Raw genomic sequence first — 21,758 nt, 5'->3', positions numbered from 1 at the left:
TAAGTCGTGTATGGGTGGTCTGGCGCACTGTTCGCGGAAAATTGCCGCGATAAAATGTGGTTTCCGGATTATGTTATTGTGATTCCGGCTATTTACTTGTTTTGCGCATGTATTATTTTCGCTTGGACATTAATAAAATCAAGTGAATGTTGCGCGAGGGCGGTTCGATACGCGGAATTGTGGTTCGGATGAAACGAAAACCAGAGCGTGGGTGAAAAGCGGCGCGATTTTCCGTGAGGGCGGACGGCCCGGATGCCGGCGCGGATAATCGGGCATGCCAGACCGGCGTGACCGGCGATCACGCCGTCGCGTGGCGACGGCAATGGAAGCAGGTGCGCGAGAGCGCGCGGCTCAGAAATCGATCGGGTCGTCGCCGTCGTCCGCGGCGCCGGCTGCCAGCGCCTCACGAATCACACCGCCGCATGGCGCGGACGCCGATGCGTCGAGCGCCGGGTTGCGCAGCTTCTCGAGCACGCGCTCGGGCACCGGAATCTGCATCCGCGCGGCGACGTCGCCGCACTGGAACATGATCAGCTCGCCCGGTTCGAACGAGGTCCAGATTTCGTTGTCGGTCAGCGGCTGCGTGGCGATCACCGCGACGCGATCCTCGGGCGTCGTGTATTTCGCGAAGTCGATCGACAGGTCTTCGTCGACCAGGTGCGCGGTCGAGAACGGCCAGCGCCGCACGAGGTAGTGCAGCCGCGTCGAGCAGTGCGCGAAGAGCGCCTGGCCGTTCGACATCAGGAAGTTGAACACGCCGTGATCGGTAATGCCGCGCGTCAGCTCGCCGACGCGCTCGAACAGCTCCGGCAGCGGCGGTTGCGCGCCAGGGAACGCTTCGCGCAGCCCCTGCATCAGCACGCAGAACGCCTTCTCGCTGTCGGTCGTGCCGACCGGATGGTAGACGCTGCCGTCGAGGTCGGGTTCGTAGTCCTGCAGATCGCCGTTATGCGCGAAGATCCAGTGCCGCCCCCACAGCTCGCGCATGAACGGGTGGCTGTTCTCGAGCAGGATGTGACCCTGCGTGGCCTTGCGGATGTGCGCGATCGTGTTCTTGGACTTGATCGGGTAGCGCTTCACCATTTCGGCGAGCGGCGACGTGGCCGAGGCCTGCTGGTCGATGAAGAGGCGACAGGCCTTGTCCTCGAAGAACGCGATTCCCCAGCCGTCGGCATGGTGATCGGTGAGGCCGCCCCGGGCCGCGAAACCTGTGAAGGAGAATGTGACGTCCGTCGGCGCGGCGCAGTTCATTCCTAGGAGTTGGCACATTTTACTTGGGGGCGGGGGGGCGGAAGCAGGGTAACCAACCGGGGGAACCCCGGTACAATGTGGTTTCTAGCATATCACCGAGCCTTGAGCGGTAAAAAGCGGATTCCGCCGGCCGAAGGCCTCGTGTTGCGGTTTGCCGTCAGTCGGCCCGCGCACGCGCGTTCCGGCCCCGCAGATGGCCAGCCCGTTCCTCACGACGCCTCCTATGACTGCCTCGAACGCTTCCTCTCCGGCGACGCTCACGCTCGCCCGTCCCGACGACCTGCACCTGCACCTGCGCGACGGCGAGATGCTGGCCGCGGTGCTGCCGCATACCGCGCGCCAGTTCGCCCGCGCGATCGTCATGCCGAACCTGAAGCCGCCCGTCACGACCACCGCGCACGCGCAGGCCTATCGCGAGCGGATCCTGGCCGCGCTGCCGGCCGGGATGACGTTCGAGCCGCTGATGACGCTGTACCTGACCGACAACACGGCGCCCGACGAAATCCGCCGCGCGCGCGACAGCGGCTTCGTGCACGGCGTGAAGCTGTACCCGGCCGGCGCGACGACGAACTCGGACCACGGCGTCAGCGATCTCGCGAAGTGCGCGAAGGCGCTCGATGTCATGCAGGAAACCGGCATGCCGCTGCTCGTGCACGGCGAGGTGACCGATCCGTCGGTCGACATGTTCGATCGCGAGAAGGTGTTCATCGATCGCGTGATGACGCCGCTGCGCCGCGATTTCCCGGGCCTGAAGGTCGTGTTCGAACACATCACGACGAAGGACGCGGCCGACTACGTGCGCGACGCCGACGCGGCGCCGGGCCTGCTCGGCGCGACGATCACCCCGCAGCACTTGCTGTACAGCCGCAACGCGCTGTTCGTCGGCGGGATTCGCCCGCATTACTACTGCCTGCCGGTGCTGAAGCGCGAAACCCATCGCGTCGCGCTCGTCGAGGCCGCGACGTCGGGCAACCCGCGCTTCTTCCTCGGTACCGACAGCGCGCCGCACGCACGCGGCGCGAAGGAAACCGCGTGCGGCTGCGCGGGCTGCTACACGGCGCTGCACGCGCTCGAGCTGTATGCGGAAGCGTTCGACCAGGCCGGCGCGCTCGACAAGCTGGAAAATTTCGCGAGCCGCTTCGGCGCGGATTTCTACGGGCTGCCGCACAGCACCGAAACCATCACGCTGCGTCGCGAGACCTGGGAATTGCCGCGCGAGGTTTTCGCGGGCGATACACCGGTCGTGCCGCTGCGCGCCGGCGAAGCGATCGGCTGGAAGTTCGCGTGACCGACGCGCCGCCGCGTGACGCCGGCCAGACGGCCGGCGGCGCGCAGTGCTAGAATGCGCGTCGCAAAGCAGGCTAGGCAGTCGCGGCCTCGCCGCCTTCGGGCAGGCGGGGGCGAGGAAAGTCCGGACTCCACAGGGCAGGGTGATGGCTAACGGCCATCCGTGGCGACACGCGGAACAGGGCAACAGAAAGCAAACCGCCGATGGCCCGGCGCAAGCCGGGATCAGGTAAGGGTGAAACGGTGCGGTAAGAGCGCACCGCGGCGACGGCGACGTTCGCCGGCACGGTAACCTCCACCCGGAGCAATTCCAAGTAGGCAGGCGCGCATTTTCGGATGCAGGATGGGGCCCCCGTCTCGTCTGCGGGTAGGAAGCTTGAGCGCGTCAGCAATGGCGCGCCTAGAGGAATGGCTGCCACGCGCTGTGCGCTTCGGCGTGCAGCGTGCACAGAATCCGGCTTATCGGCCTGCTTTGCCGTTCGAATGCGAAAGGGCCGGCGCTCCACCAGGAGCGCCGGCCCTTTTTTTCATGCGTGGCTGCCGTGCGTTCAGTCCGCGACGATGTCGAACGAATGCGTGAGTTCGGCCGTCTTCGCGATCATGATCGACGCGGAGCAGTACTTGTCATGCGACAGGTTGATCGCGCGCTCGACCGTGGCCGGGTTCAGGTTGCGGCCCGTGACGGTGAAGTGGAAGTGGACCTTCGTGAACACCTTCGGATCTTCGCTCGCGCGCTCGGCCTTCAGCGTGACCGAGCAGCCGGTGACTTCCTGGCGGCTCTTCTTCAGGATCAGCACGACGTCGTACGCGGTGCAGCCGCCGGTGCCGACCAGCACCATTTCCATCGGGCGCGGCGCGAGGTTATGGCCGCCGCCTTCCGGCGCGCCGTCCATCGCGACGAGATGCCCGCTTCCGGTCTGGGCGGAAAACGCCATGCCGTCCTGACCCATCCAGCTTACTTTGCATTCCATGCTTGCACTCCAGCGTTGCCTGATTCGGATTCGATCCGGCATTGTAGCCCGCTGGGCAACGCTCGGCTGATGCGCTGCACGACGCGAACCGGCGCGCCAGCGCGTGCGATGCCCGGCGAGGCGCCGCACGCCGATTTCCCTGAGGTCTTTAGGGGTTTTACTCTAGGTGCGGCGGGCTTCCGATCCTGTGCTCGCCAAACAATCCATTGATTTTAAAGAGAAAAACTCGGTTGGCATCGCAAGATAGTGCATATCCCACATTGTGGTTTTAGATTTCTTAATGCGAATTTTCTTGTGAAGTCGACGCCGCATTCGTATAATGAGCCTCATTGGTTGTCGCGGTGCGACAATCTCCGCATGTCTCCTCCACACTCCTCCTGAGGTGGATTAAGCCCGAACCAACCGTTCGGGCTTTTTTTCGTCCCATGCAATCAGCGGCGCGCAGTTTGCGCGCTCCGGCTCCCGTTACTGGTGGTGATTACGCGGGCTGCCGTGCGGCCGGGCGCGACGCCGCGCCGGGCGCCGTATCCGCGGAACGGGCGGCAGGCGCCGGCGCGGGTGTGGCCGAGGCGTGGCCGTGACCGCGCGCGCAGAAGTGGCGCACGCGTGCGCGTACCGCGCGCAGGCGGGCGATGCGATCTTCGGCATGGGCGCCGCGGGCCTCCGCGATGCGGGTGTCGAGTGCGTCGAGCTTGGCCTCGCAGTCGGCCCGGTCGGCGACGGCGGGCGCGGCGGCGGCCAGCAATGCGGCCGCGAGAAAGGGCGTAAGTCGTTGTTTCATCATGCTTGTTTGTTGTTTTTCCGTTGTCGGCCGGTCTGGCGCGGCAAGGTCTGGTGCCGCGCTTCGATGGGTGCCTCCCCAGGCGCTCGGTTCGCCTGGTGTGTTGGGGCACGACCGGATTCTGGCCCATTTCGGGCGCCGCCGGCGCGGGACGTGGATTCCCTTTGACCGCGTTGCCGTATTTCCTTTATAATTCAGGGCTTTTCCGCATTCATGCCCACGGAAAAAGAAACAGGGAGAGCCTGCACCGCGCCTCGAAGCGCACACAGACAAGCAGGAAGAACACATCGGGCAAAGCATTTTTTTTGGATCGATCATGAAGACGTTTTCCGCAAAAGCCCATGAGGTGACGCGCGAATGGTACGTGATTGACGCGACGGATAAGGTTCTCGGCCGTGTTGCCAGCGAAGTGGCACGCCGTCTGCGCGGCAAGCACAAGCCTGAGTTCACCCCGCACGTCGACACTGGTGATTTCATCATCATCATCAACGCTAGCAAGTTGAAGGTCACGGGCAACAAGACTCTGGACAAGAAGTACTACCGTCACTCGGGCTACCCGGGCGGTATCTATGAAACGACGTTCGGCAAGATGCAAGAACGCTTCCCGGGCCGCGCGCTCGAGAAAGCGGTCAAGGGCATGCTGCCGAAGGGCCCGCTCGGCTACGCAATGATCAAGAAGCTGAAGGTCTACGCTGAAGCCACGCATCCGCATTCGGCGCAACAGCCGAAGGCGCTCGAGATCTAAGGGGAGCCCACATGATCGGTAACTGGAACTACGGTACGGGCCGCCGCAAGAGCGCAGTCGCACGTGTCTTCATCAAGGCTGGCAAGGGCGATATCATCGTCAATGGCAAGCCCATCGCTGACTACTTCTCGCGCGAAACGTCGCTGATGATCGTGCGTCAACCGCTGGAACTCACGAACCACGGCCAGACGTTCGACATCAAGGTGAACGTGACGGGCGGCGGTGAAACGGGTCAGGCAGGCGCAGTGCGCCACGGCATCACCCGTGCACTGATCGACTACGATGCAACGCTGAAGCCGTCGCTGTCGACCGCAGGCTTCGTCACGCGCGATGCACGTGAAGTCGAGCGTAAGAAGGTTGGTCTGCGCAAGGCACGTCGCGCAAAGCAGTTCTCGAAGCGTTAATTCTGCTTCATGGCCGCGCCGCTTTCGGGCGGCGTCCGCCAAAAAAACCGCCAGCTTTCGCGCTGGCGGTTTTTTTATGCCCGCGCGACGGCCACCCGCGTGGCCGGGCGCATTGAAATCAACAAGAACCTATTGATTTCATGGACATCAGCACGATCTTCTGATCGGCCCTACAATAGCGGCTAAAGCTTTTTGGAGAGTTCGCATGAACGCTGTTACCGAATCCGCAGCAACGACGGCCGAAATGCCGGTACCGTTCGTCTTCACCGACGCCGCGGCCGACAAGGTCAAGCAACTGATCGACGAAGAGGGCAATCCCGACCTGAAGCTGCGCGTGTTCGTGCAGGGCGGCGGCTGCTCGGGCTTCCAGTATGGCTTCACGTTCGACGAGGAAGTCAACGAGGACGACACCGTGATGAACAAGAACGGCGTCCAGCTCCTGATCGACTCGATGAGCTACCAGTACCTGGTCGGCGCCGAGATCGACTACAAGGACGACCTCAACGGCGCCCAGTTCGTGATCAAGAACCCGAACGCAACGACCACCTGCGGGTGCGGCTCGTCGTTCTCGGTCTGAGCATCCGGCAGATCCGCGCCGGTTCGCCGATATGAAAAACGGGGCTTCATGCCCCGTTTTTTCATTCCCGTCTGCCATGCAGCGCCCGCCGCGCGGCGGGCATCGCGTCAGCGCGGATAAAGTGCGCCGAGCACACGGTTGCCGGCCGCGCCGGTAACCGTTGCAAGATTGCCGGGCTGGCGCGCGGTGAAGCGGTACGCGAGCCACGCGAAGGCGAGCGCCTCGACCTGTTGCGGCGGCACGCCGAGCGCCGCGGTCGTATCGACCGAGGCCGGCACGCCGGCCTCGCGCAGCGCGTGTCTGAGCGCGTCGAGCAGCACCGGGTTGCGTGCGCCGCCGCCGCATACGAAGAGGGCCTTGCAGCCCGATGCGTGTCTTGCGATCTCGCGTGCGACCGACACGGCAGTGAGCGCCGTGAGGGTCGCCTGCACGTCCTGCGGCGCAACCTGCGCGAACGCGGCGAGCTTCGCGTCGAGCCAAGCGGGATTGAACAGGTCGCGGCCGGTGCTTTTCGGCGGCGGCGCGGCGAAATACGGCTCGTCGAGCAGTGCATCGAGCAGCGGCGCGTGCACGGTGCCGCGCGCGGCGAACTTGCCGCCGTCGTCGTACGGCTTGCCGAGATGGCGGGTCGCCCATTCGTCGAGCAGCGCATTCGCGGGGCCACAGTCGAAGCCGCGCACGTCGCCGCCTTCGCCGGGCAGGATCGTGATGTTGCTGATCCCGCCGAGATTGCAGACGACACGCGTCTCGCCGGGTGCGCCGAACACCGTCGCATGGAACGCCGGCGCGAGCGGCGCGCCGTGGCCGCCGGCGGCCACATCGCGGCTGCGGAAATCGGCGATCACGTCCACCTGGGTCAACTCGGCGAGCAGCGCCGGGTTGTTGAGCTGCCGCGTATAACCGCGCTCGGGGCGATGACGCACCGTCTGGCCGTGCACGCCGATCGCGTGAATCTCGTCGCGCGACAGCCCGGCGGTGCGCTGCAATTCATGGCAGCACACCGCGTAGCGCGCGACGAGCGCATTCGCCGCGAGCGATTCCCGGTCGATTTCGTCGTCACCCGGCTGCTGCAGCGCGAATAGCGCGTCGCGCAGCGATTGCGCGAAGCCGACGAACGCTTCCGCGAGCACGACCGGCGCCTTGCCGGTCTCGAAACGCACGGCGACGCCGTCGACGCCGTCCATGCTGGTTCCCGACATCAGCCCGAAGTAGATGCCGTCGGCCGGATGGGCGGGTTGCGGATGTCGTTGCGGCACGTTGGGTTCTCCTGGATCGAGCGGCGCGGGCCGGTGCCACGCGCCTTGCGCCCGATTATCCGCGCAACCTGGCGCATCGTTAAGCGATGCACGCGCAAGTTATGGGAAAATCCCTGTCTTTGCGACATTCTTCCCGGCACCGATGAGCACCGAACCCAGTTCCAAGCCTGTTTTCCCGATCACCGACGAAGTCCGCCATGCGCTCGCCGTCACGAAGCGCGGCGTCGACGAACTGCTGATCGAGGAAGAGTTCGCGCAGAAGCTCGCGCGCAGCGCGGCCACCGGCACACCGCTGCGCATCAAGCTCGGCCTCGACCCGACCGCGCCCGACATCCACATCGGCCATACGGTCGTGCTGAACAAGATGCGTCAGCTGCAGGATCTCGGTCATACCGTGATCTTCCTGATCGGCGATTTCACGTCGCTGATCGGCGATCCGTCGGGCCGCAACGCGACGCGTCCGCCGCTCACGCGCGAACAGATCGAATCGAACGCGAAGACCTACTTCGAACAGGCCGCGCTCGTACTCGACCGCGAAAAAACCGAGATCCGCTACAACAGCGAATGGTCGATGCCGCTCGGCGCGGACGGGATGATCAAGCTCGCGTCGCGCTACACGGTCGCGCGGATCCTCGAGCGCGAGGACTTCACGAAGCGCTTCCAGGGCGGCGTGCCGATCTCGATCCACGAATTCCTGTACCCGCTGATGCAGGGCTATGACTCGGTCGCGCTGAACGCCGATCTCGAGCTCGGCGGCACCGACCAGAAGTTCAACCTGCTGGTCGGCCGCGAACTGCAGAAGCAGTACGGCCAGGAACAGCAGTGCATCCTGACGATGCCGCTGCTCGAAGGCCTCGACGGCGTCGAGAAGATGTCGAAGTCGAAGGGCAACTACGTTGGTATCAGCGAGAAGCCGACCGACATGTTCGGCAAGCTGATGAGCATCTCGGACACGCTGATGTGGCGTTACTTCGAACTGCTGTCGTTCCGCAGCCTCGACGAGATCGCCGGCTTCAAGCGCGACGCCGAAGGCGGCCGCAACCCGCGCGACTTCAAGGTGCTGCTCGCGCAGGAAATCGTCGCGCGCTTCCACTCGCAGGCCGACGCCGAGCGTGCGCTCGAGGACTTCAATCACCGTGCGAAGGGCGGCGTGCCGGACGACATCCCGTCGGTCACGCTCGCGGGCGCACCGCTCGCGATCGGCCAGTTGCTGAAGCAGGCCGGCCTCGTGCCGTCGACGAGCGAAGCGCTGCGCAACATCGAGCAGGGCGGCGTGAAGATCGACGGTGCGACCGTGTCCGACAAGGGCCTGAAGGTCGAGGCCGGCGAGTTCGTCGTCCAGGTCGGCAAGCGCCGCTTCGCGCGCGTCACGCTGAGCGCATGATCGCGCTGATCCAGCGCGTGAAGCGTGCCGACGTGCGCGTCGGCGACCGCACGACGGGCGAGATCGGCGCGGGCCTGCTCGCGCTCGTCTGCGCGGAGCGCGGCGACACCGAGGCCGCGGCCGACAAGCTCCTCGCGAAGCTGCTCGGCTATCGCGTGTTCAGCGACGCGGCCGGCAAGATGAACCTGCCGGTGTCGAACATCGACGGCGCGGGCGGCGCAGGCGGCCTGCTGCTCGTGTCGCAGTTCACGCTCGCGGCCGATACCAACAGCGGGCTGCGGCCGAGCTTCACGCCGGCCGCGCCGCCCGACGAAGGCGCGCGCCTGTTCGACTATTTCGTCGCGGCCGCGCGCGAGCGCCATCCGGTCGTCGAGACGGGTGAGTTCGGCGCCGACATGCAGGTGTCGCTCGTCAACGACGGCCCCGTGACGTTCTGGCTGCAAGTGCGGCCCTGACACTTTCCCGGAGACGCGCCGCGATGGCCACCACGCAGATTCTGTTCATTCGCCATGGCGAAACGGCCTGGAACCGCATCAAGCGCATCCAGGGCCATATCGACATTCCGCTGGCCGAAACGGGGCTCGCGCAGGCGCAGCGGTTGGGCGTCCGGCTCGCGCGGGAAGCGCGCGAAGGGCAGCGGATCGACGCGATCTATTCGAGCGACCTGATGCGCGCGCAGCAGACCGCGCAACCCTTTGCCGATGCGCTCGGGCTGCCGCTGCAGTTGCGCGAAGGGCTGCGCGAACGCGCGTACGGCGTGTTCCAGGGGCATGACAGCACCGAGATCGAGATGCTGTTTCCGGACGCCTACGCCGCATGGCAGACCCGCGACCCGGGCTTCGCGCCCGATGGCGGCGAGTCGCAGCGGGAGTTCTATCACCGTGTGCTGCATGCGCTCGAGCCGATCGTCGCGGCGCATCCGGGCGGCCGGATCGCCTGCGTCGCGCACGGCGGCGTACTCGACTGCGTGTACCGCTTTGCAAACGGTCTCGACCTGTCGGCACCACGCAGCTATCAATTGCTCAACACGAGCATCAACGTCGTCGATTACGTCGATGGCCGCGCGCAGGTCGTGCAATGGGCCGACGTGTCGCATCTGGACGCCGCGAGCGACGACGACGGGTATCGCAAGGTACTCTGATCCGATCGTATCGGCTCGGCCGGGCGCGATGGGTCGGGGTCGCTTCGTACGAGCGTGCGCGGCGGCAAGCTCGTCGGCTTGTCACCCGTATTTGACAGCAAATTGAAATGATCGGAAGGATCGTCAGGCGGGCGGGTTGCCGTCGGGCGGAGGCGCGGCAGCGCGGCGGCGTGCGCGTTTCGATGCGCCGTTGACGAGCGCCCAGCGCAGCACGGGGGCGACCGCCCGGACCCCGGGCCGGACCACCGCACGTCGTAGCGGTGCGAACGTCGAGACACCGAGCATGCGCTGCGCCCACGGCGGCAGCAGGTCGATTCCCGCATGCATGATCAGCGACGCGGCCGGCCGCAGCGCGGGCGTCGCGACCGGCACATTCAGCAGGATGTCCATCACTTCGAAGGTGCGCGGCCCGGCCGCGAGTTCGGGCTGCATGCGCGCGAGATAGGCCGCCACCTCGACCCGTGAACGGGGAACGTCGCGGGCGCCGAGCAGCTCGGCGATCAATGCCGTTTCAGCGTAGTAGCCGTCCTGCAACTCGCCCGGCAGAGACGGATTCACATAGCGCAGATGCGCGGCGAGGAAGCTCGATACTTCCGCGACATGCACCCAGGTCAGCAACGCCGGATCGTCGGCCCGGTACGGCCGGCCGTCGGGCGCGCTGCCCGATATGCGCGCGTGGATCGCTTTCACGCGCTCGATCAGCGCGAGTGCGTCCGCGCGGCTGCCGAACGTCGTGCCCGTGATGAACGTGGCGGTGCGCCGCAAGCGGCCGAGGATGTCGGTGCGAAACGACGAGTGATCCCAGACGCCCGCAAGCGCGAGCGGGTGAAGCGCCTGCAGCAGCAGCGCGGCGATGCCGCCCGTCATCATCGACGTGAAATCGGCATGCACGCGCCAGCAGATGGCGTCGGGGCCGAACAGCCCAGGGTCCCCGGGCGGCGACGAGAGATCGAGCGACGGACCGCCGCCGCCTGCCGTCAGGTGGGTGACGCCGGCCACGAGCCGCTTGCGGATCGGCTCGGCCCAGCGCGGGCTGGGTGCGGGGTGAGGGCTGGGCGGCGTGGTCATGGCTGGCTTGGCGCTGGCGGCGGGCTACTTTCCGGCGGGGGTGTCCCACATCCCGCGTTCGGCGTTGCCGGCATCGGGCGCGGAGAGTCCGAAATGGCGATACGTGAGCAGCGTCGCGACGCGCCCGCGCGGCGTGCGCTGCAGGAAGCCCTGCTGGATCAGGTACGGCTCGAGCACGTCCTCGATCGTGTCGCGTTCCTCGCCGATCGCCGCCGCGAGGTTGTCGATGCCGACCGGGCCGCCGTCGAACTTGTACAGGATCGCCTCGAGCAGCTTGCGGTCCATCAGGTCGAAGCCGACCGGGTCGACGTCGAGCATCGCGAGCGCGGCGTCGGCGACGGCCGCGGTGATCTGGCCGTCAGCTTTCACTTCCGCAAAGTCGCGCACGCGGCGCAGCAGCCGGTTCGCGATCCGCGGCGTGCCGCGCGAGCGCTTCGCGATCTCCAGCGCGCCGTTCGGATCGATGTGCGCGTTCAGCAGCGACGCCGAGCGCCGCACGATGCGCGCCAGTTGGTCGGCATCGTAGAACTCGAGGCGCGCGACGATCCCGAAGCGATCGCGCAACGGGTTGGTCAGCATCCCCGCGCGCGTGGTCGCGCCGACCAGCGTGAACGGCTGCAGGTCGAGCTTCACGCTGCGCGCGGCCGGCCCTTCGCCGATCATGATGTCGATCTGGTAGTCCTCCAGCGCCGGATACAGGATTTCCTCGACGACCGGCGACAGCCGGTGGATTTCGTCGATGAACAGCACGTCGTTCGCTTCAAGGTTGGTCAGCAGCGCGGCGAGGTCGCCCGCGCGTTCGAGCACGGGGCCCGACGTCTGGCGCAGGTTCACGCCCATCTCGCGCGCGATGATGTGCGCGAGGGTGGTCTTGCCGAGGCCCGGCGGCCCGAACAGCAGCACGTGGTCGAGCGGCTCGGAGCGGCGCTTCGCGGCCTCGATGAAGATCTCGAGTTGGCCGCGCACCTTTTCCTGGCCGACGTAGTCGTCGAGCTGGCGCGGCCGCAGCGCGCGTTCGAACACCTCCTCGTGCGACGAGGATGGCGTGGCGGCGATGATCCGCTCGGCGGCGAGTTTGTCGGTTTCAATCATGCGGCCATTGTACCGCGCACCGTCACGCGGCCGAACTGGCCGAACGGCCGACTGGCGCGCGCCGCACGGCGGCGCGACACTGGCTCCGACAGCCGGGTCGGGCGCCTGCCCGGGCCGCCGTTACACCTTCGACAGGGCCTTGAGCGCGAGCTTGATGCCCTCGGACACGCCGGTGCCGGCCGGCACGTTCTTGATCGCGGCGAGGCCTTCCTTTTCGGAATAGCCGAGCGCGACGAGCGCGTTGAGGATGTCGGCCGCGTGATCGGACTGCGATGCGGCGCCGGCGAGCGCCCCGAGGTCCGCGCCGAGCTTGCCCTTCAGCTCGAGCAGCAGGCGCTCGGCGGTCTTCTTGCCGATGCCGGGCAGGCGCGTGAGGCGCGCGGCGTCCTGCATCGTCACCGCCTGCGCGAGCTCCTGCACGCTCATGCCCGAGAGCACGGCGAGCGCCATGCGCGCGCCGATGCCCGTGATCTTCAGCAATTCGCGGAAGGTCGTGCGCTCCTGCGGCGTCAGGAAGCCGTACAGCAGGTGCGCGTCCTCGCGCACGATCTGCTGCGTGAGCAGCACGACGCGCTCGCCCGTTTGCGGCAGGTTGTAGAAGGTGCTCATCGGCACGTCGATTTCATAGCCGACGCCGTTGCAGTCGACGAGCAGGTGAGGCGGGTTCTTTTCGAGCAGGATGCCGGCGATGCGACCGATCATGGATGGCGGGATGCGAGGAGGAAAGCGCGAGTGTAGCGCAGGTGCGGCGCGATGCCGATGGGTTGGCCGTCAGGTCGGGGCGATGCACCGCGCGTGCGCGACGCGCGTGGCCGCGCGCCGCATCGGGCGATTGCGTGCCGTCGCGTCAGCCGACGAGCCGTCCGCGCCGCACGCGCAGCCCCTTTTTCGCGAGCGCCGGCGCGAGGCCGCCGATCGCGCCGAGCGTGCTGCCGCTGTGCGCATGGCAGATCGCCATCCCGAGCGCGTCGGCCGCGTCGCTGCCGGGCTGGCCGGTGAGGTTGAGCAGCCGCGTGACCATCTCCTGCATCTGCGACTTGGTCGCGCGCCCGTAGCCGACGACGGCCTGCTTCAGTTGCAGCGCGGTGTATTCGGCGACCGGCAGGCCGCCGGAGACGAGTCCGCAGATCGCGGCGCCGCGCGCCTGGCCGAGCAGCAGCGTCGATTGCGGGTTCACGTTGACGAACACCTGTTCGATCGCGGCCTGGTCGGGCGCGTGTTCGCGCACGAGCGTCGATACGCCCTGGAAGATCGTGCCGAGCCGCGTGGCCAGGTCGGCCGTCGGCGTGCGGATCACGCCGCTTGCGACATAGGCGAGCCGGTGGCCGCTGACGTCGATGACGCCGAAGCCGGTGACGCGCAGGCCGGGGTCGATGCCGAGAATTCGCATGAGTGAGGAGAAAAACCTGATGCAGCGATACTACAACGAATGGTGCACGGCGCCGGCCGTACTGTCGCGTGCGCCGGCGGCGCGCAATAAAAAACCCGGCGGGTGCGATGCCGCCGGGTTTGCGTGCGGCGGCCGCGCGGGCCGCGTGCGATCAGTGACGGAAGTGACGCACGCCCGTCAGGATCATCGCGATGCCGTGCTCGTCGGCTGCCGCGATCACTTCGTCGTCGCGCATCGAGCCGCCCGGCTGGATCACGCAGGTCGCGCCTGCCGCCACGACGACGTCGAGACCGTCGCGGAACGGGAAGAACGCATCCGACGCGACGGCCGAGCCGGCCAGCGTCAGGCCTGCGTTCTGCGCCTTGATGCTCGCGATGCGCGCGGAATCGACGCGGCTCATCTGGCCTGCGCCGACGCCGAGCGTCATGCCGTTGCCGCAGAACACGATCGCGTTCGACTTCACGTATTTCGCGACGCGCCATGCGAACAGCAGGTCGTTCATTTCCTTCGCGCTCGGCTGGCGCTTCGTGACGACGCGCAACTCGCTCGGCTGCACGTTCTTCGAATCGAGCGACTGCACGAGCAGCCCGCCGCCCACGCGCTTCAGGTCGAATGCGTTATGACCGTCGCCCAACGCGATCTCGAGCAGACGCACGTTCTGCTTCGCGGCGAACACCTGCTTCGCGGCGTCCGAGAACGACGGCGCGATCAGCACTTCGACGAACTGCTTCGCCACCGCCTGCGCGGCCGCCTCGTCGACTTCGCGGTTGAACGCGATGATGCCGCCGAACGCCGACGTCGGGTCGGTCTGGAATGCCTTCGCGTACGCGTCGGCCGAGTCGTTGCCGACCGCGACGCCGCACGGGTTCGCATGCTTGATGATCACGCAGGCCGGCACGTCGAACGTCTTCACGCATTCCCACGCCGCGTCCGAATCCGCGATGTTGTTGTACGACAGCTCCTTGCCCTGCAGTTGGCGGTAGTTCGCCAGTGCGCCGGCCGGCGCCGCGAGGTCGCGGTAGAACGCGGCGCTCTGGTGCGGGTTCTCGCCGTAGCGCAGGTCCTGCACCTTGTCGAACGCCATGTTCAGCGTCGCCGGGTACGCGCTGCGCGACGCGTGCTGCAGCTCGTCGGTCAGGCTCGTCAGGTAGTTCGTGATCGCGCCGTCGTACTGCGCGGTGTGCGCGAACACCTTCGTCGCGAGGCGGAAGTTGGTCGCGTAGCCGATCGCGTTGCCGTTCGCCTTCATTTCGTCGAGCACGACCGCATAGTCGGCCGGATCGACGACGACCGTCACGTCGCGGTGGTTCTTCGCGGCCGAGCGCAGCATCGTCGGGCCGCCGATGTCGATGTTCTCGATCGCGTCGGCGAGCGTGCAGTCGTCCTTCGCGATCGTCGCGACGAACGGATACAGGTTCACGACCAGCAGGTCGATCGTCGGGATGCCGTGCTGCTCCAGCGCCTGCATGTGCTCGGGCAGGTCGCGGCGGGCGAGGATGCCGCCGTGCACCTTCGGGTGGAGCGTTTTCACGCGCCCATCGAGCATTTCCGGAAAGCCCGTGTAATCAGCCACTTCGGTAACGGGCAGGCCCGCGTCGGCGAGGAGTTTCGCGGTGCCGCCGGTCGACAGCAGCTTGACGCCGAGGTCGGACAGCGACTTCGCGAAGTCGACGATGCCGGTCTTGTCGGAAACGGAAATGAGCGCTTGCTTGATCATGATGGAACCACCAATAGCCAGGGAAACGGGGACGGGACGGCCGGCCTACAGCAGGCCGTGCTGCTGCAGCTTCTTGCGCAGCGTATTGCGATTGATGCCGAGGTACTCCGCGGCGAGCGACTGGTTGCCGCCGGCCTGTACGAGCACGACCTCGAGCATCGGCTTTTCGACGCAGGACATCACCATTTCATAGACGTCGTGCGGATTGGAGCCGTCTAGATCCCGGAAATACACGTCCAGGCTCTCGCGGACACATTGTTCGATGTTGTGCTTGCTCATGCTGCTAACTGGTTATGGTCGTCCGACTCGCCCTGGCCGTTTTCCTCTTCGTCATCGACGTAGACGAGGTGGTCCGACAGCGCTTTTTGCGCCTCGAAGAATGCATTGACGGCGGCGAGCTGCTCGCGGGTGGAATCGAGCGTGTTCATCCTGTGCCGGAACCCGTTGGCACCGGAAAGGCCGCGAGTGTACCAGCCGATGTGCTTGCGCGCAGTACGGACTCCCGTGAATTCACCGTAGAACGCGTAGTGGTCTTCCAGGTGTTCGTTCATCACGTGCTGGATCTCGTCGATCCGCGGCGGGGGCAGCAGCTCGCCGGTTTGCAGGAAATGATCGATTTCACGGAACAGCCACGGCCGGCCTTGCGCGGCGCGACCGATCATCAGTGCGTCGGCGCCGGTTGCGTCGAGCACGGCCTTCGCTTTCGCCGGCGACGTGATGTCGCCGTTCGCGACGACCGGGATGCGCACGGCCGCCTTCACGGCCGCGATGGTGTCGTATTCCGCGTCGCCGCGGTAGAGGTCGGCGCGCGTGCGGCCGTGCACGGTCAGCATCGAGATGCCGGCCGCTTCGGCGAGGCGCGCGACCGTGATCGCGTTCTTGTGCTCGCGATCCCAGCCGGTGCGGATCTTCAGCGTGACGGGCACCGCATCCGGCCCCGTGCCGACCGCCGCGACCACGGCCTCGACGATCCGCTGCACGAGCGGCTCGTTTTGCAGCAGCGCGGAGCCGGCCGCGACGTTGCAGACCTTCTTCGCCGGGCAGCCCATGTTGATGTCGATGATCTGCGCGCCGTTGTCGACGTTGTAGCGGGCCGCCTCGGCCATCATCGCGGGATCGGCGCCGGCGATCTGCACCGCGATCGGCTCGACTTCGCCTTCGTGGTTCGCCCGCCGCATCGTCTTCGCGCTTTTCCACAGCTGCGCATTGGACGCGACCATCTCGGACACGGCGTATCCGGCCCCCAGCCGCTTGCACAGCTGGCGGAACGGACGATCCGTCACGCCGGCCATCGGCGCGACGAACAGGTTGTTACGCAAAACGTGAGAGCCGATAACGGGCATCGCAATAGCACCGCCCGCGAGCGCCGGGCGTCGCGGGCAAAAAAGGCGGAGGGAAAACGCGCATTTTACCGTATTCCCATGGCCCGCCGATTTGACCCGGTTTGCGTGATCCGGCTGCGCGCGACTGACGCGCGATGCGCCGCGCGTCAGTTGCGCTGGCCGAACATCATCTGGCGCGCGATCGCCTTCTTGAGCGGCGGCACGAATTCGAGCGCGGTGAGCGCCGCGCCGCGCAGCAGCGGAAGGGGGCCGGCATCGACCGTGAACAGGCGCGCGAGCGTGTCGGTCGCGCCGATCGTGAAGCGCCGGTCGAGCGCGCGCCGCGCGTTGAAGGTCGCGAGCGCGGTTGCGTCGAAGCCTTGCGTGGACAGCGAGTCGACGAGCGTGTGCGCATCGCGCAGCCCGAGGTTGAGGCCCTGGCCGGCGACCGGATGCAGCGTTTGCGCGGCATTGCCGACGATCGCGATGCGTCCGTTGACGAGCGTCTGCGCCGCGTTCAGCCCGAGCGGGAACGATGCGCGCCCGGCGATCGCGACGAACTGACCCATGCGTTCGCCGAACGCGGCGCCGAGTTCGCGCAGGAACTCGGCGTCGGGGAGGGCGGCGCGGCGGGCTGCTTCGTCGGGCATGCAGCACCACACGAGCGAATAGTCGGCGCCGCCAAGCGGCAGCAGCGCGAGCGGGCCTTCGTGCGTGAAGCGTTCCCACGCGACGTTCGGGCGCGGCGCCGAGACCGTGACCGTGCCGACGATCGCGGTCTGACCGTAGTCCCGGCGATGCTTGCCGGTCTCGGCCTGCTGTTCGTGGAACAGCCCGCCTTCCGCGTTGATGACGAGGCGCGCGCGCAGCGTGCGCTCGCCTTGCGGGCCGTCGAGCGTCAGCGTGACGCCGTCGGCGTCCTGTTGCGGCGCGCGGGCGGTGGTCGACGTGAGCCAGTCGACGCGCGTGCCGCGCACCGCCTGCGCGAGCGCCTGCACGATCGAGCCGTAGCGCACCACGTAGCCGAGCGCGGCGAGGTCGTGCTCGTCCCGGTCGATCAGCGTGCGGCCGAAATGGCCGCGCTGCGACACGTGGATGTGTTCGATCGGCGTCGCGTCGCCCGGCCACGCGAGCGTGTCGAGCAGCACGCGGCTGCCGTGCGACACGGCGATCGCGCGCGGATCGTTCGCGCTCGCGGCCGGCTCGCGCGCGTCGATCAGCGCGATCGACGCGTGCTGCGTCGCGCTGCGTCGTGCGAGCCAGCCGGCGAGCGCGAGCCCGACGGGGCCCGCGCCGACGATGGCAAGGTCGTAGTCCGGCGTGGCCGGGGGGGAAGCGGTCGTCATCAGTGTTCGTGAAACGGGGTAACGGTCAACGGCGGATCGGCAGAGATCGATGGCAGCCTGCGGCGCGCTCAGGCGGCGTGCGCCGCGCCCGCGCGCATCAGCGCCTCGATCTCGGCGGCCGCCACCGGCACGCCGCGCGTGATCAGCTCGCAACCGTGCTCGCGCACGATCGCGTCGTCTTCGATGCGGATGCCGATGTTCCAGTATTCGGACGGCACGTCGTCGGCTGCCCGCACGTACAGGCCCGGCTCGACGGTGAGCGTCATGCCGGGTTTCAACGTGCGCCACGGCAGCGCGCCGTTGGCGTCGCGCTCGGCGAGCCGCTCGCGGTAGTCGCCGCAATCGTGCACGTCCATGCCGAGCCAGTGGCCGGTGCGGTGCATGTAGAAGCGTGCGTACGCGCGCTCGGCGATCACGTCGTCGACGCTCGAGAAGCGTGTCTTCGGGATGATGCCGGTATCGAGCAGCCCCTGCGCGAGCACGCGCACGGCTGCGTCGTGCGGCGCCTCGAACGGCACGCCCGCGCGCGTCGCGTCGATCGCGGCCTGCTGCGCGGCGAGCACGATGTCGTACAGCGTGCGCTGCGCGGGCGAGAAGCGCCCGTTGGCCGGGAACGTGCGCGTGATGTCCGACGCGTAGCCGTCGAGTTCGCACGCGGCATCGATCAGGATCAGGTCGCCGTCCTGCGCGGCCGCGTTGCCGGCCGGGTAGTGCAGCACGCACGCATTCGCGCCGGCCGCGACGATCGAGCCGTACGCGGGCGCCTGCGCGCCGTGCTTGCGGAACGTATAGAGCAGTTCGGCCTCGAGTTCGTATTCGCGGATCCCCGGGCGGCACGCCTGCATCGCGCGGCGATGCGCGAGCGCGGAGATGTGCGCGGCGCGCATCATGATTGCGAGCTCGTGTTCGTCCTTCACGAGCCGCATGTCGTCGAGCAGCGGCGTGAGGTCGAGCATCGCGTCCGGCGCGGCGACACCCGCGCGCGCCTGCGCGCGCACCGCGTCGATCCAGCCGGCGAGCTGGCGGTCGAACTCGGCCGATGCGCCGAACCGGTAGTGCACGGTGCCCGCATCAGCGAGCAGCCGCGGCATTTCGGTGTCGATCACGTCGACCGCGTAGGCCGTGTCGAAACCGAATACATCGCGCGCGGCCTCGGGCCCGTAATGGAAACCTTCCCAGATCTCGCGGTCGGCGTTCTTCGCGCGGCAGAACAGGATCGATTCCGGCGTGCCGTGCCCGGCCGCGTTCAGCACGAGCACGGCGTCCGGCTCGGTGAAGCCTGTCAGGTAATGGAAGTAGCTGTCATGCCGGTACGGAAAGGCCGTATCGCGGTTGCGCAGCATTTCCGGCGCGGTGGGGACGATGGCGACGCCGCCGCCCGCGGCGCGCAGTGCGGCAAGCACGCGTTCACGGCGTTGGCGGTAGACGTCGACGGCGATGGCGGTATCGAGGGGCGCATTCATTCGTGCGATTGTAGCGCCGCCGGACGCGGCGCGTGAGAGCGGTGGCCGCAAGCCACGCCGGACGGGGCTCGGCGACGGCTGTTGCAAACCATCCACAGGCCGGTCGGGCGATTTTCTACCCGGCCACGCCGCCCGGTTATGATCGACGACAACGTATACTCTCGGCGGTTCCCTTAAAAAGGCAGATGATGAAATTAATCGGTTCGCTCAGCAGCCCGTACGTCCGCAAGGCGCGGATCGTGCTTGCTGAAAAGAAGATCGACTACAAGCTGGAGCTCGAGAACGTGTGGGCGCCGGAGACGAACATTCATGCATCGAATCCGCTCGGCAAGGTCCCGTGTCTCGTGATGGAAGATGGTGCCGCGGTGTTCGATTCCCGCGTGATCTGCGAATACGTCGATACGCTGTCGCCGGTCGGCAAGCTGATTCCGCCGTCGGGGCGCGAGCGTGTCGAAGTGCGTTGCTGGGAAGCGCTGGGTGACGGCGTGCTCGACGCGGCCGTTGCCATCCGTCTCGAGCACACGCTGCGTGACGAAGCACAGCGCAGCGCGAGCTGGATCGCGCGCCAGCAGCGCAAGATCGACGACGGCCTCGTCGCGATGTCGCAGGGCCTCGGCGGCAAGACGTGGTGCGTCGGTAATCATTACACGCTCGCCGACATCGCACTCGGCTGCGCGCTTGGCTACCTCGACTTCCGGATGCCCGAGCTCAACTGGCGCGAGCGCCATCCGAACCTCGACAAGTATTTCGCGAAGCTGTCGCAGCGGCAGACGTTCGCCGACACGCTGCCGCCAGCCTGACCCGCTGCCGGCGGCGGATTGAGCAGACAAAAGAAAAGCGCCCCGCGGGGCGCTTTTCTTTTTGGCGGATCGCCCGGACGACGGGCGATCGCACGTCCGACGCGTTACTCGATCGACGCGTAAACGGTCTCGCCGAGCACGAACGAATCGCTGCGCGCGATCGGCCACCACTTGTCGTACAGCGTATAGCCGCAGGTCTGGCCGTCGAGCAGCGCGCCGGGCTTCAGGTACTTCAGCAACTGCGACATCAGCCGGACCTCGTGCGGCGCGACGCGCTGCACGATGTGATGCGCGCGCAGCTCGGACGGATGGCCGAGGCCGGCCGCCTGCACGAGCTCCTGCAGCGCATGCAGCGTATTGCGGTGGAAGTTGTACACGCGCTCGGCCTTGTCCGGCACGACAAGGGCGCGCTGGCGCACCGGGTCCTGCGTGGCGACGCCGGTCGGGCAGCGGTCGGTGTGGCAATGCTGCGCCTGGATGCAGCCGACCGCGAACATGAAGCCGCGTGCCGAGTTCACCCAGTCCGCGCCGATCGCGAGCGTGCGCGCGATGTCGAACGCGGTGATGATCTTGCCGCTCGCGCCGATCTTCACGCGGTCGCGCACGCCGATCCCGACGAGCGTGTTGTGCACCAGCAGCAGCCCTTCCTGCAGCGGCACGCCGACATGGTCGGTGAATTCGAGCGGCGCGGCGCCGGTGCCGCCTTCCGCGCCGTCGACGACGATGAAGTCGGGCACGATGCCCGTCTCGATCATCGCCTTCGCGATCCCGAAGAACTCCCACGGATGGCCGATGCACAGCTTGAAGCCGGTCGGCTTGCCGCCCGACAGCGTGCGCAGCCGCTCGACGAATTCGAGCAGCCCGCGCGGCGTCGAGAATTCCGAGTGCGTCGCGGGCGAGATGCAGTCCTTGCCCATCGGCACGCCGCGCGTCTCGGCGATCTCGGGCGTGATCTTCGCGGCCGGCAGCACACCGCCGTGGCCGGGCTTCGCGCCTTGCGACAACTTGATCTCGATCATCTTGACCTGTGGATCGGCGGCCTGCTTCGCGAACTTGTCCGGGTTGAACGTGCCGTCTTCGCTGCGGCAGCCGAAGTAGCCGGACGCGATTTCCCAGATGATGTCGCCGCCGTTCTCGCGGTGGTACTTCGACAGCGAGCCTTCACCGGTGTCGTGCGCGAAACCGCCTTTCTTCGCGCCGAGGTTCAGCGAGCGGATCGCGTTCGCGGACAGCGAGCCGAAGCTCATCGCCGAGATGTTGAAGATCGAGATGTCGTAGGGCTGCGCGCGGTTTGCGCCGACCCGGATGCGGAAGTCGTGGTTCGGCAGCTTCGTCGGCGCGAGCGAGTGGCTGATCCATTCGTGCGCGACGGCCTTCACGTTCAGTTCGGTGCCGTACGGGCGGTTGTCGGCGACGTTCTTCGCGCGCTGGTAGACGAGGCTGCGCTGCGCGCGCGAGAACGGTTTCTCGTCGGTGTCGTCCTCGACGAAATACTGGCGGATCTCGGGGCGGATGAATTCGAACAGGAAGCGGAAATGACCCCAGAGCGGGTAATTCCGCAGGATCGCGTGACGGTCCTGTTTCAGGTCGTACAGGCCGAGTGCGACGAGGGCGACGGGGATGATGATCCACAGCCAGGAAAGCACGTGGATCGACGCGAGTGCGGCCGCGGCAACGAGCAGCAGGACGGCGCACCACATCGCGAGGTAGCGTCTGGAAAGCATGGGGACTCCGTAAGAATCTTGAAATGCCGCCATGCGTAC

At 66.9% G+C, this 21,758-nt stretch carries 23 protein-coding genes and 1 other RNA gene; 10 read left to right on the top strand and 14 right to left on the bottom strand.

Translation table 11 applies throughout. From position 1 onward, the window contains the following. Nucleotides 1-351 precede the first annotated feature (351 nt). Nucleotides 352-1,269 carry a class II glutamine amidotransferase gene (locus ACVK00_RS20180; RefSeq protein ID WP_043173545.1) on the bottom strand — a complete coding sequence of 306 codons (918 nt, stop codon included), beginning with the start codon at nt 1,267-1,269 and terminating at the stop codon, nt 352-354. 205 nt (nt 1,270-1,474) lie between these two features. Between ACVK00_RS20180 and pyrC the strand changes: the two genes are divergently transcribed. Continuing rightward, the gene (pyrC, locus tag ACVK00_RS20175; RefSeq protein WP_284894867.1) at nt 1,475-2,539 is read left to right on the top strand and encodes a dihydroorotase; all 1,065 of its coding nucleotides are present in this window, start codon (nt 1,475-1,477) and stop codon (nt 2,537-2,539) included. A gap of 65 nt (nt 2,540-2,604) precedes the next feature. Next, an RNA gene (rnpB, locus tag ACVK00_RS20170) (RNase P RNA component class A) lies at nt 2,605-3,016 on the top strand. A 70-nt stretch (nt 3,017-3,086) separates the two neighbouring features. On the opposite strand, the gene ACVK00_RS20165 is transcribed toward rnpB, so the two are convergent. Both ACVK00_RS20165 and ACVK00_RS20160 read right to left on the bottom strand, forming a co-directional pair. Next, complete coding sequence (locus ACVK00_RS20165) at nt 3,087-3,551, bottom strand: OsmC family protein (protein ID WP_072465471.1); 465 nt, start codon at nt 3,549-3,551, stop codon at nt 3,087-3,089. 436 nt (nt 3,552-3,987) lie between these two features. Beyond that, entirely contained in the window at nt 3,988-4,293 is a 306-nt protein-coding gene (locus ACVK00_RS20160; RefSeq protein ID WP_228906873.1) for a DUF1090 family protein, read from the bottom strand. A 313-nt stretch (nt 4,294-4,606) separates the two neighbouring features. Here ACVK00_RS20160 and rplM point away from each other — a divergent pair, with 313 nt between their 5' ends. From rplM to erpA, 4 genes are read left to right on the top strand one after another with little or no spacing between them, the layout of a single operon-like run. Then, the gene (gene rplM / locus ACVK00_RS20155) at nt 4,607-5,035 is read left to right on the top strand and encodes a 50S ribosomal protein L13 (protein WP_009687896.1); all 429 of its coding nucleotides are present in this window, start codon (nt 4,607-4,609) and stop codon (nt 5,033-5,035) included. Nucleotides 5,036-5,046: 11 nt separating this feature from the next. Continuing rightward, nucleotides 5,047-5,439, top strand: coding sequence for a 30S ribosomal protein S9 (gene rpsI, locus ACVK00_RS20150; RefSeq protein WP_006751887.1), 393 nt, complete (start codon nt 5,047-5,049; stop codon nt 5,437-5,439). A gap of 9 nt (nt 5,440-5,448) precedes the next feature. Beyond that, a complete protein-coding gene (locus tag ACVK00_RS20145) occupies nt 5,449-5,625 on the top strand; it encodes a hypothetical protein (RefSeq protein ID WP_284894866.1) in 177 nt (58 codons plus the stop codon). Nucleotides 5,626-5,644: 19 nt separating this feature from the next. Then, nucleotides 5,645-6,016: an iron-sulfur cluster insertion protein ErpA gene (gene erpA, locus ACVK00_RS20140; protein ID WP_006751888.1), complete on the top strand. Its 372-nt coding sequence runs from the start codon at nt 5,645-5,647 to the stop codon at nt 6,014-6,016. Nucleotides 6,017-6,123: 107 nt separating this feature from the next. On the opposite strand, the gene ACVK00_RS20135 is transcribed toward erpA, so the two are convergent. After that, nucleotides 6,124-7,272 (bottom strand): anhydro-N-acetylmuramic acid kinase, encoded by a 1,149-nt coding sequence (locus ACVK00_RS20135; RefSeq protein ID WP_354122916.1) that lies wholly within the window; start codon nt 7,270-7,272, stop codon nt 6,124-6,126. Nucleotides 7,273-7,414: 142 nt separating this feature from the next. On the opposite strand from ACVK00_RS20135, the gene tyrS reads away from it, so the two are divergent. From tyrS to ACVK00_RS20120, 3 genes are read left to right on the top strand one after another with little or no spacing between them, the layout of a single operon-like run. Then, nucleotides 7,415-8,656 carry a tyrosine--tRNA ligase gene (gene tyrS, locus ACVK00_RS20130; RefSeq protein ID WP_006759920.1) on the top strand — a complete coding sequence of 414 codons (1,242 nt, stop codon included), beginning with the start codon at nt 7,415-7,417 and terminating at the stop codon, nt 8,654-8,656. Then, nucleotides 8,653-9,111: a D-aminoacyl-tRNA deacylase gene (gene dtd / locus ACVK00_RS20125; protein WP_006751891.1), complete on the top strand. Its 459-nt coding sequence runs from the start codon at nt 8,653-8,655 to the stop codon at nt 9,109-9,111. The genes tyrS and dtd overlap by 4 nt, the downstream gene beginning before the upstream one ends. Before the next feature lie 23 nt (nt 9,112-9,134). Next, entirely contained in the window at nt 9,135-9,797 is a 663-nt protein-coding gene (locus tag ACVK00_RS20120; protein ID WP_284894864.1) for a histidine phosphatase family protein, read from the top strand. Between the two features lie 123 nt (nt 9,798-9,920). On the opposite strand, the gene ACVK00_RS20115 is transcribed toward ACVK00_RS20120, so the two are convergent. The 9 genes from ACVK00_RS20115 to ACVK00_RS20075 all read right to left on the bottom strand — a co-directional run bounded on the left by ACVK00_RS20115 (nt 9,921) and on the right by ACVK00_RS20075 (nt 19,195). Continuing rightward, complete coding sequence (locus tag ACVK00_RS20115; protein ID WP_228906877.1) at nt 9,921-10,865, bottom strand: oxygenase MpaB family protein; 945 nt, start codon at nt 10,863-10,865, stop codon at nt 9,921-9,923. A gap of 24 nt (nt 10,866-10,889) precedes the next feature. Next, the gene (gene ruvB, locus ACVK00_RS20110) at nt 10,890-11,957 is read right to left on the bottom strand and encodes a Holliday junction branch migration DNA helicase RuvB (RefSeq protein ID WP_166724764.1); all 1,068 of its coding nucleotides are present in this window, start codon (nt 11,955-11,957) and stop codon (nt 10,890-10,892) included. Nucleotides 11,958-12,077: 120 nt separating this feature from the next. Next, a complete protein-coding gene (gene ruvA, locus ACVK00_RS20105; RefSeq protein WP_011655984.1) occupies nt 12,078-12,659 on the bottom strand; it encodes a Holliday junction branch migration protein RuvA in 582 nt (193 codons plus the stop codon). Nucleotides 12,660-12,804: 145 nt separating this feature from the next. Beyond that, nucleotides 12,805-13,347: a crossover junction endodeoxyribonuclease RuvC gene (ruvC, locus tag ACVK00_RS20100; protein WP_165750882.1), complete on the bottom strand. Its 543-nt coding sequence runs from the start codon at nt 13,345-13,347 to the stop codon at nt 12,805-12,807. Between the two features lie 151 nt (nt 13,348-13,498). After that, the gene (gene purH, locus ACVK00_RS20095; RefSeq protein WP_228906878.1) at nt 13,499-15,064 is read right to left on the bottom strand and encodes a bifunctional phosphoribosylaminoimidazolecarboxamide formyltransferase/IMP cyclohydrolase; all 1,566 of its coding nucleotides are present in this window, start codon (nt 15,062-15,064) and stop codon (nt 13,499-13,501) included. 45 nt (nt 15,065-15,109) lie between these two features. Then, nucleotides 15,110-15,343 carry a Fis family transcriptional regulator gene (locus ACVK00_RS20090; protein ID WP_006476892.1) on the bottom strand — a complete coding sequence of 78 codons (234 nt, stop codon included), beginning with the start codon at nt 15,341-15,343 and terminating at the stop codon, nt 15,110-15,112. Continuing rightward, nucleotides 15,340-16,407 carry a tRNA dihydrouridine synthase DusB gene (gene dusB / locus ACVK00_RS20085; protein WP_006751898.1) on the bottom strand — a complete coding sequence of 356 codons (1,068 nt, stop codon included), beginning with the start codon at nt 16,405-16,407 and terminating at the stop codon, nt 15,340-15,342. Before dusB ends, ACVK00_RS20090 begins: the two co-directional genes overlap by 4 nt. A gap of 146 nt (nt 16,408-16,553) precedes the next feature. Next, nucleotides 16,554-17,732, bottom strand: a complete 1,179-nt coding sequence (locus ACVK00_RS20080) for a UbiH/UbiF/VisC/COQ6 family ubiquinone biosynthesis hydroxylase (protein WP_284894863.1) — start codon at nt 17,730-17,732, stop codon at nt 16,554-16,556. A gap of 68 nt (nt 17,733-17,800) precedes the next feature. Next, nucleotides 17,801-19,195: an aminopeptidase P N-terminal domain-containing protein gene (locus ACVK00_RS20075; protein ID WP_284894862.1), complete on the bottom strand. Its 1,395-nt coding sequence runs from the start codon at nt 19,193-19,195 to the stop codon at nt 17,801-17,803. A gap of 185 nt (nt 19,196-19,380) precedes the next feature. On the opposite strand from ACVK00_RS20075, the gene ACVK00_RS20070 reads away from it, so the two are divergent. Beyond that, entirely contained in the window at nt 19,381-19,995 is a 615-nt protein-coding gene (locus ACVK00_RS20070; RefSeq protein ID WP_284894861.1) for a glutathione S-transferase family protein, read from the top strand. Nucleotides 19,996-20,099: 104 nt separating this feature from the next. Here ACVK00_RS20070 and ACVK00_RS20065 read toward each other — a convergent pair whose 3' ends face one another. Further along, nucleotides 20,100-21,719 (bottom strand): FMN-binding glutamate synthase family protein, encoded by a 1,620-nt coding sequence (locus ACVK00_RS20065; RefSeq protein WP_284894860.1) that lies wholly within the window; start codon nt 21,717-21,719, stop codon nt 20,100-20,102. Nucleotides 21,720-21,758 lie beyond the last annotated feature (39 nt).

This window comes from Burkholderia sp. PvR073 (assembly GCF_054055695.1).
The sequence above is the reverse complement of the archived record's forward strand: the minus strand, read 5'-3'. Positions and strand labels throughout refer to the sequence as shown.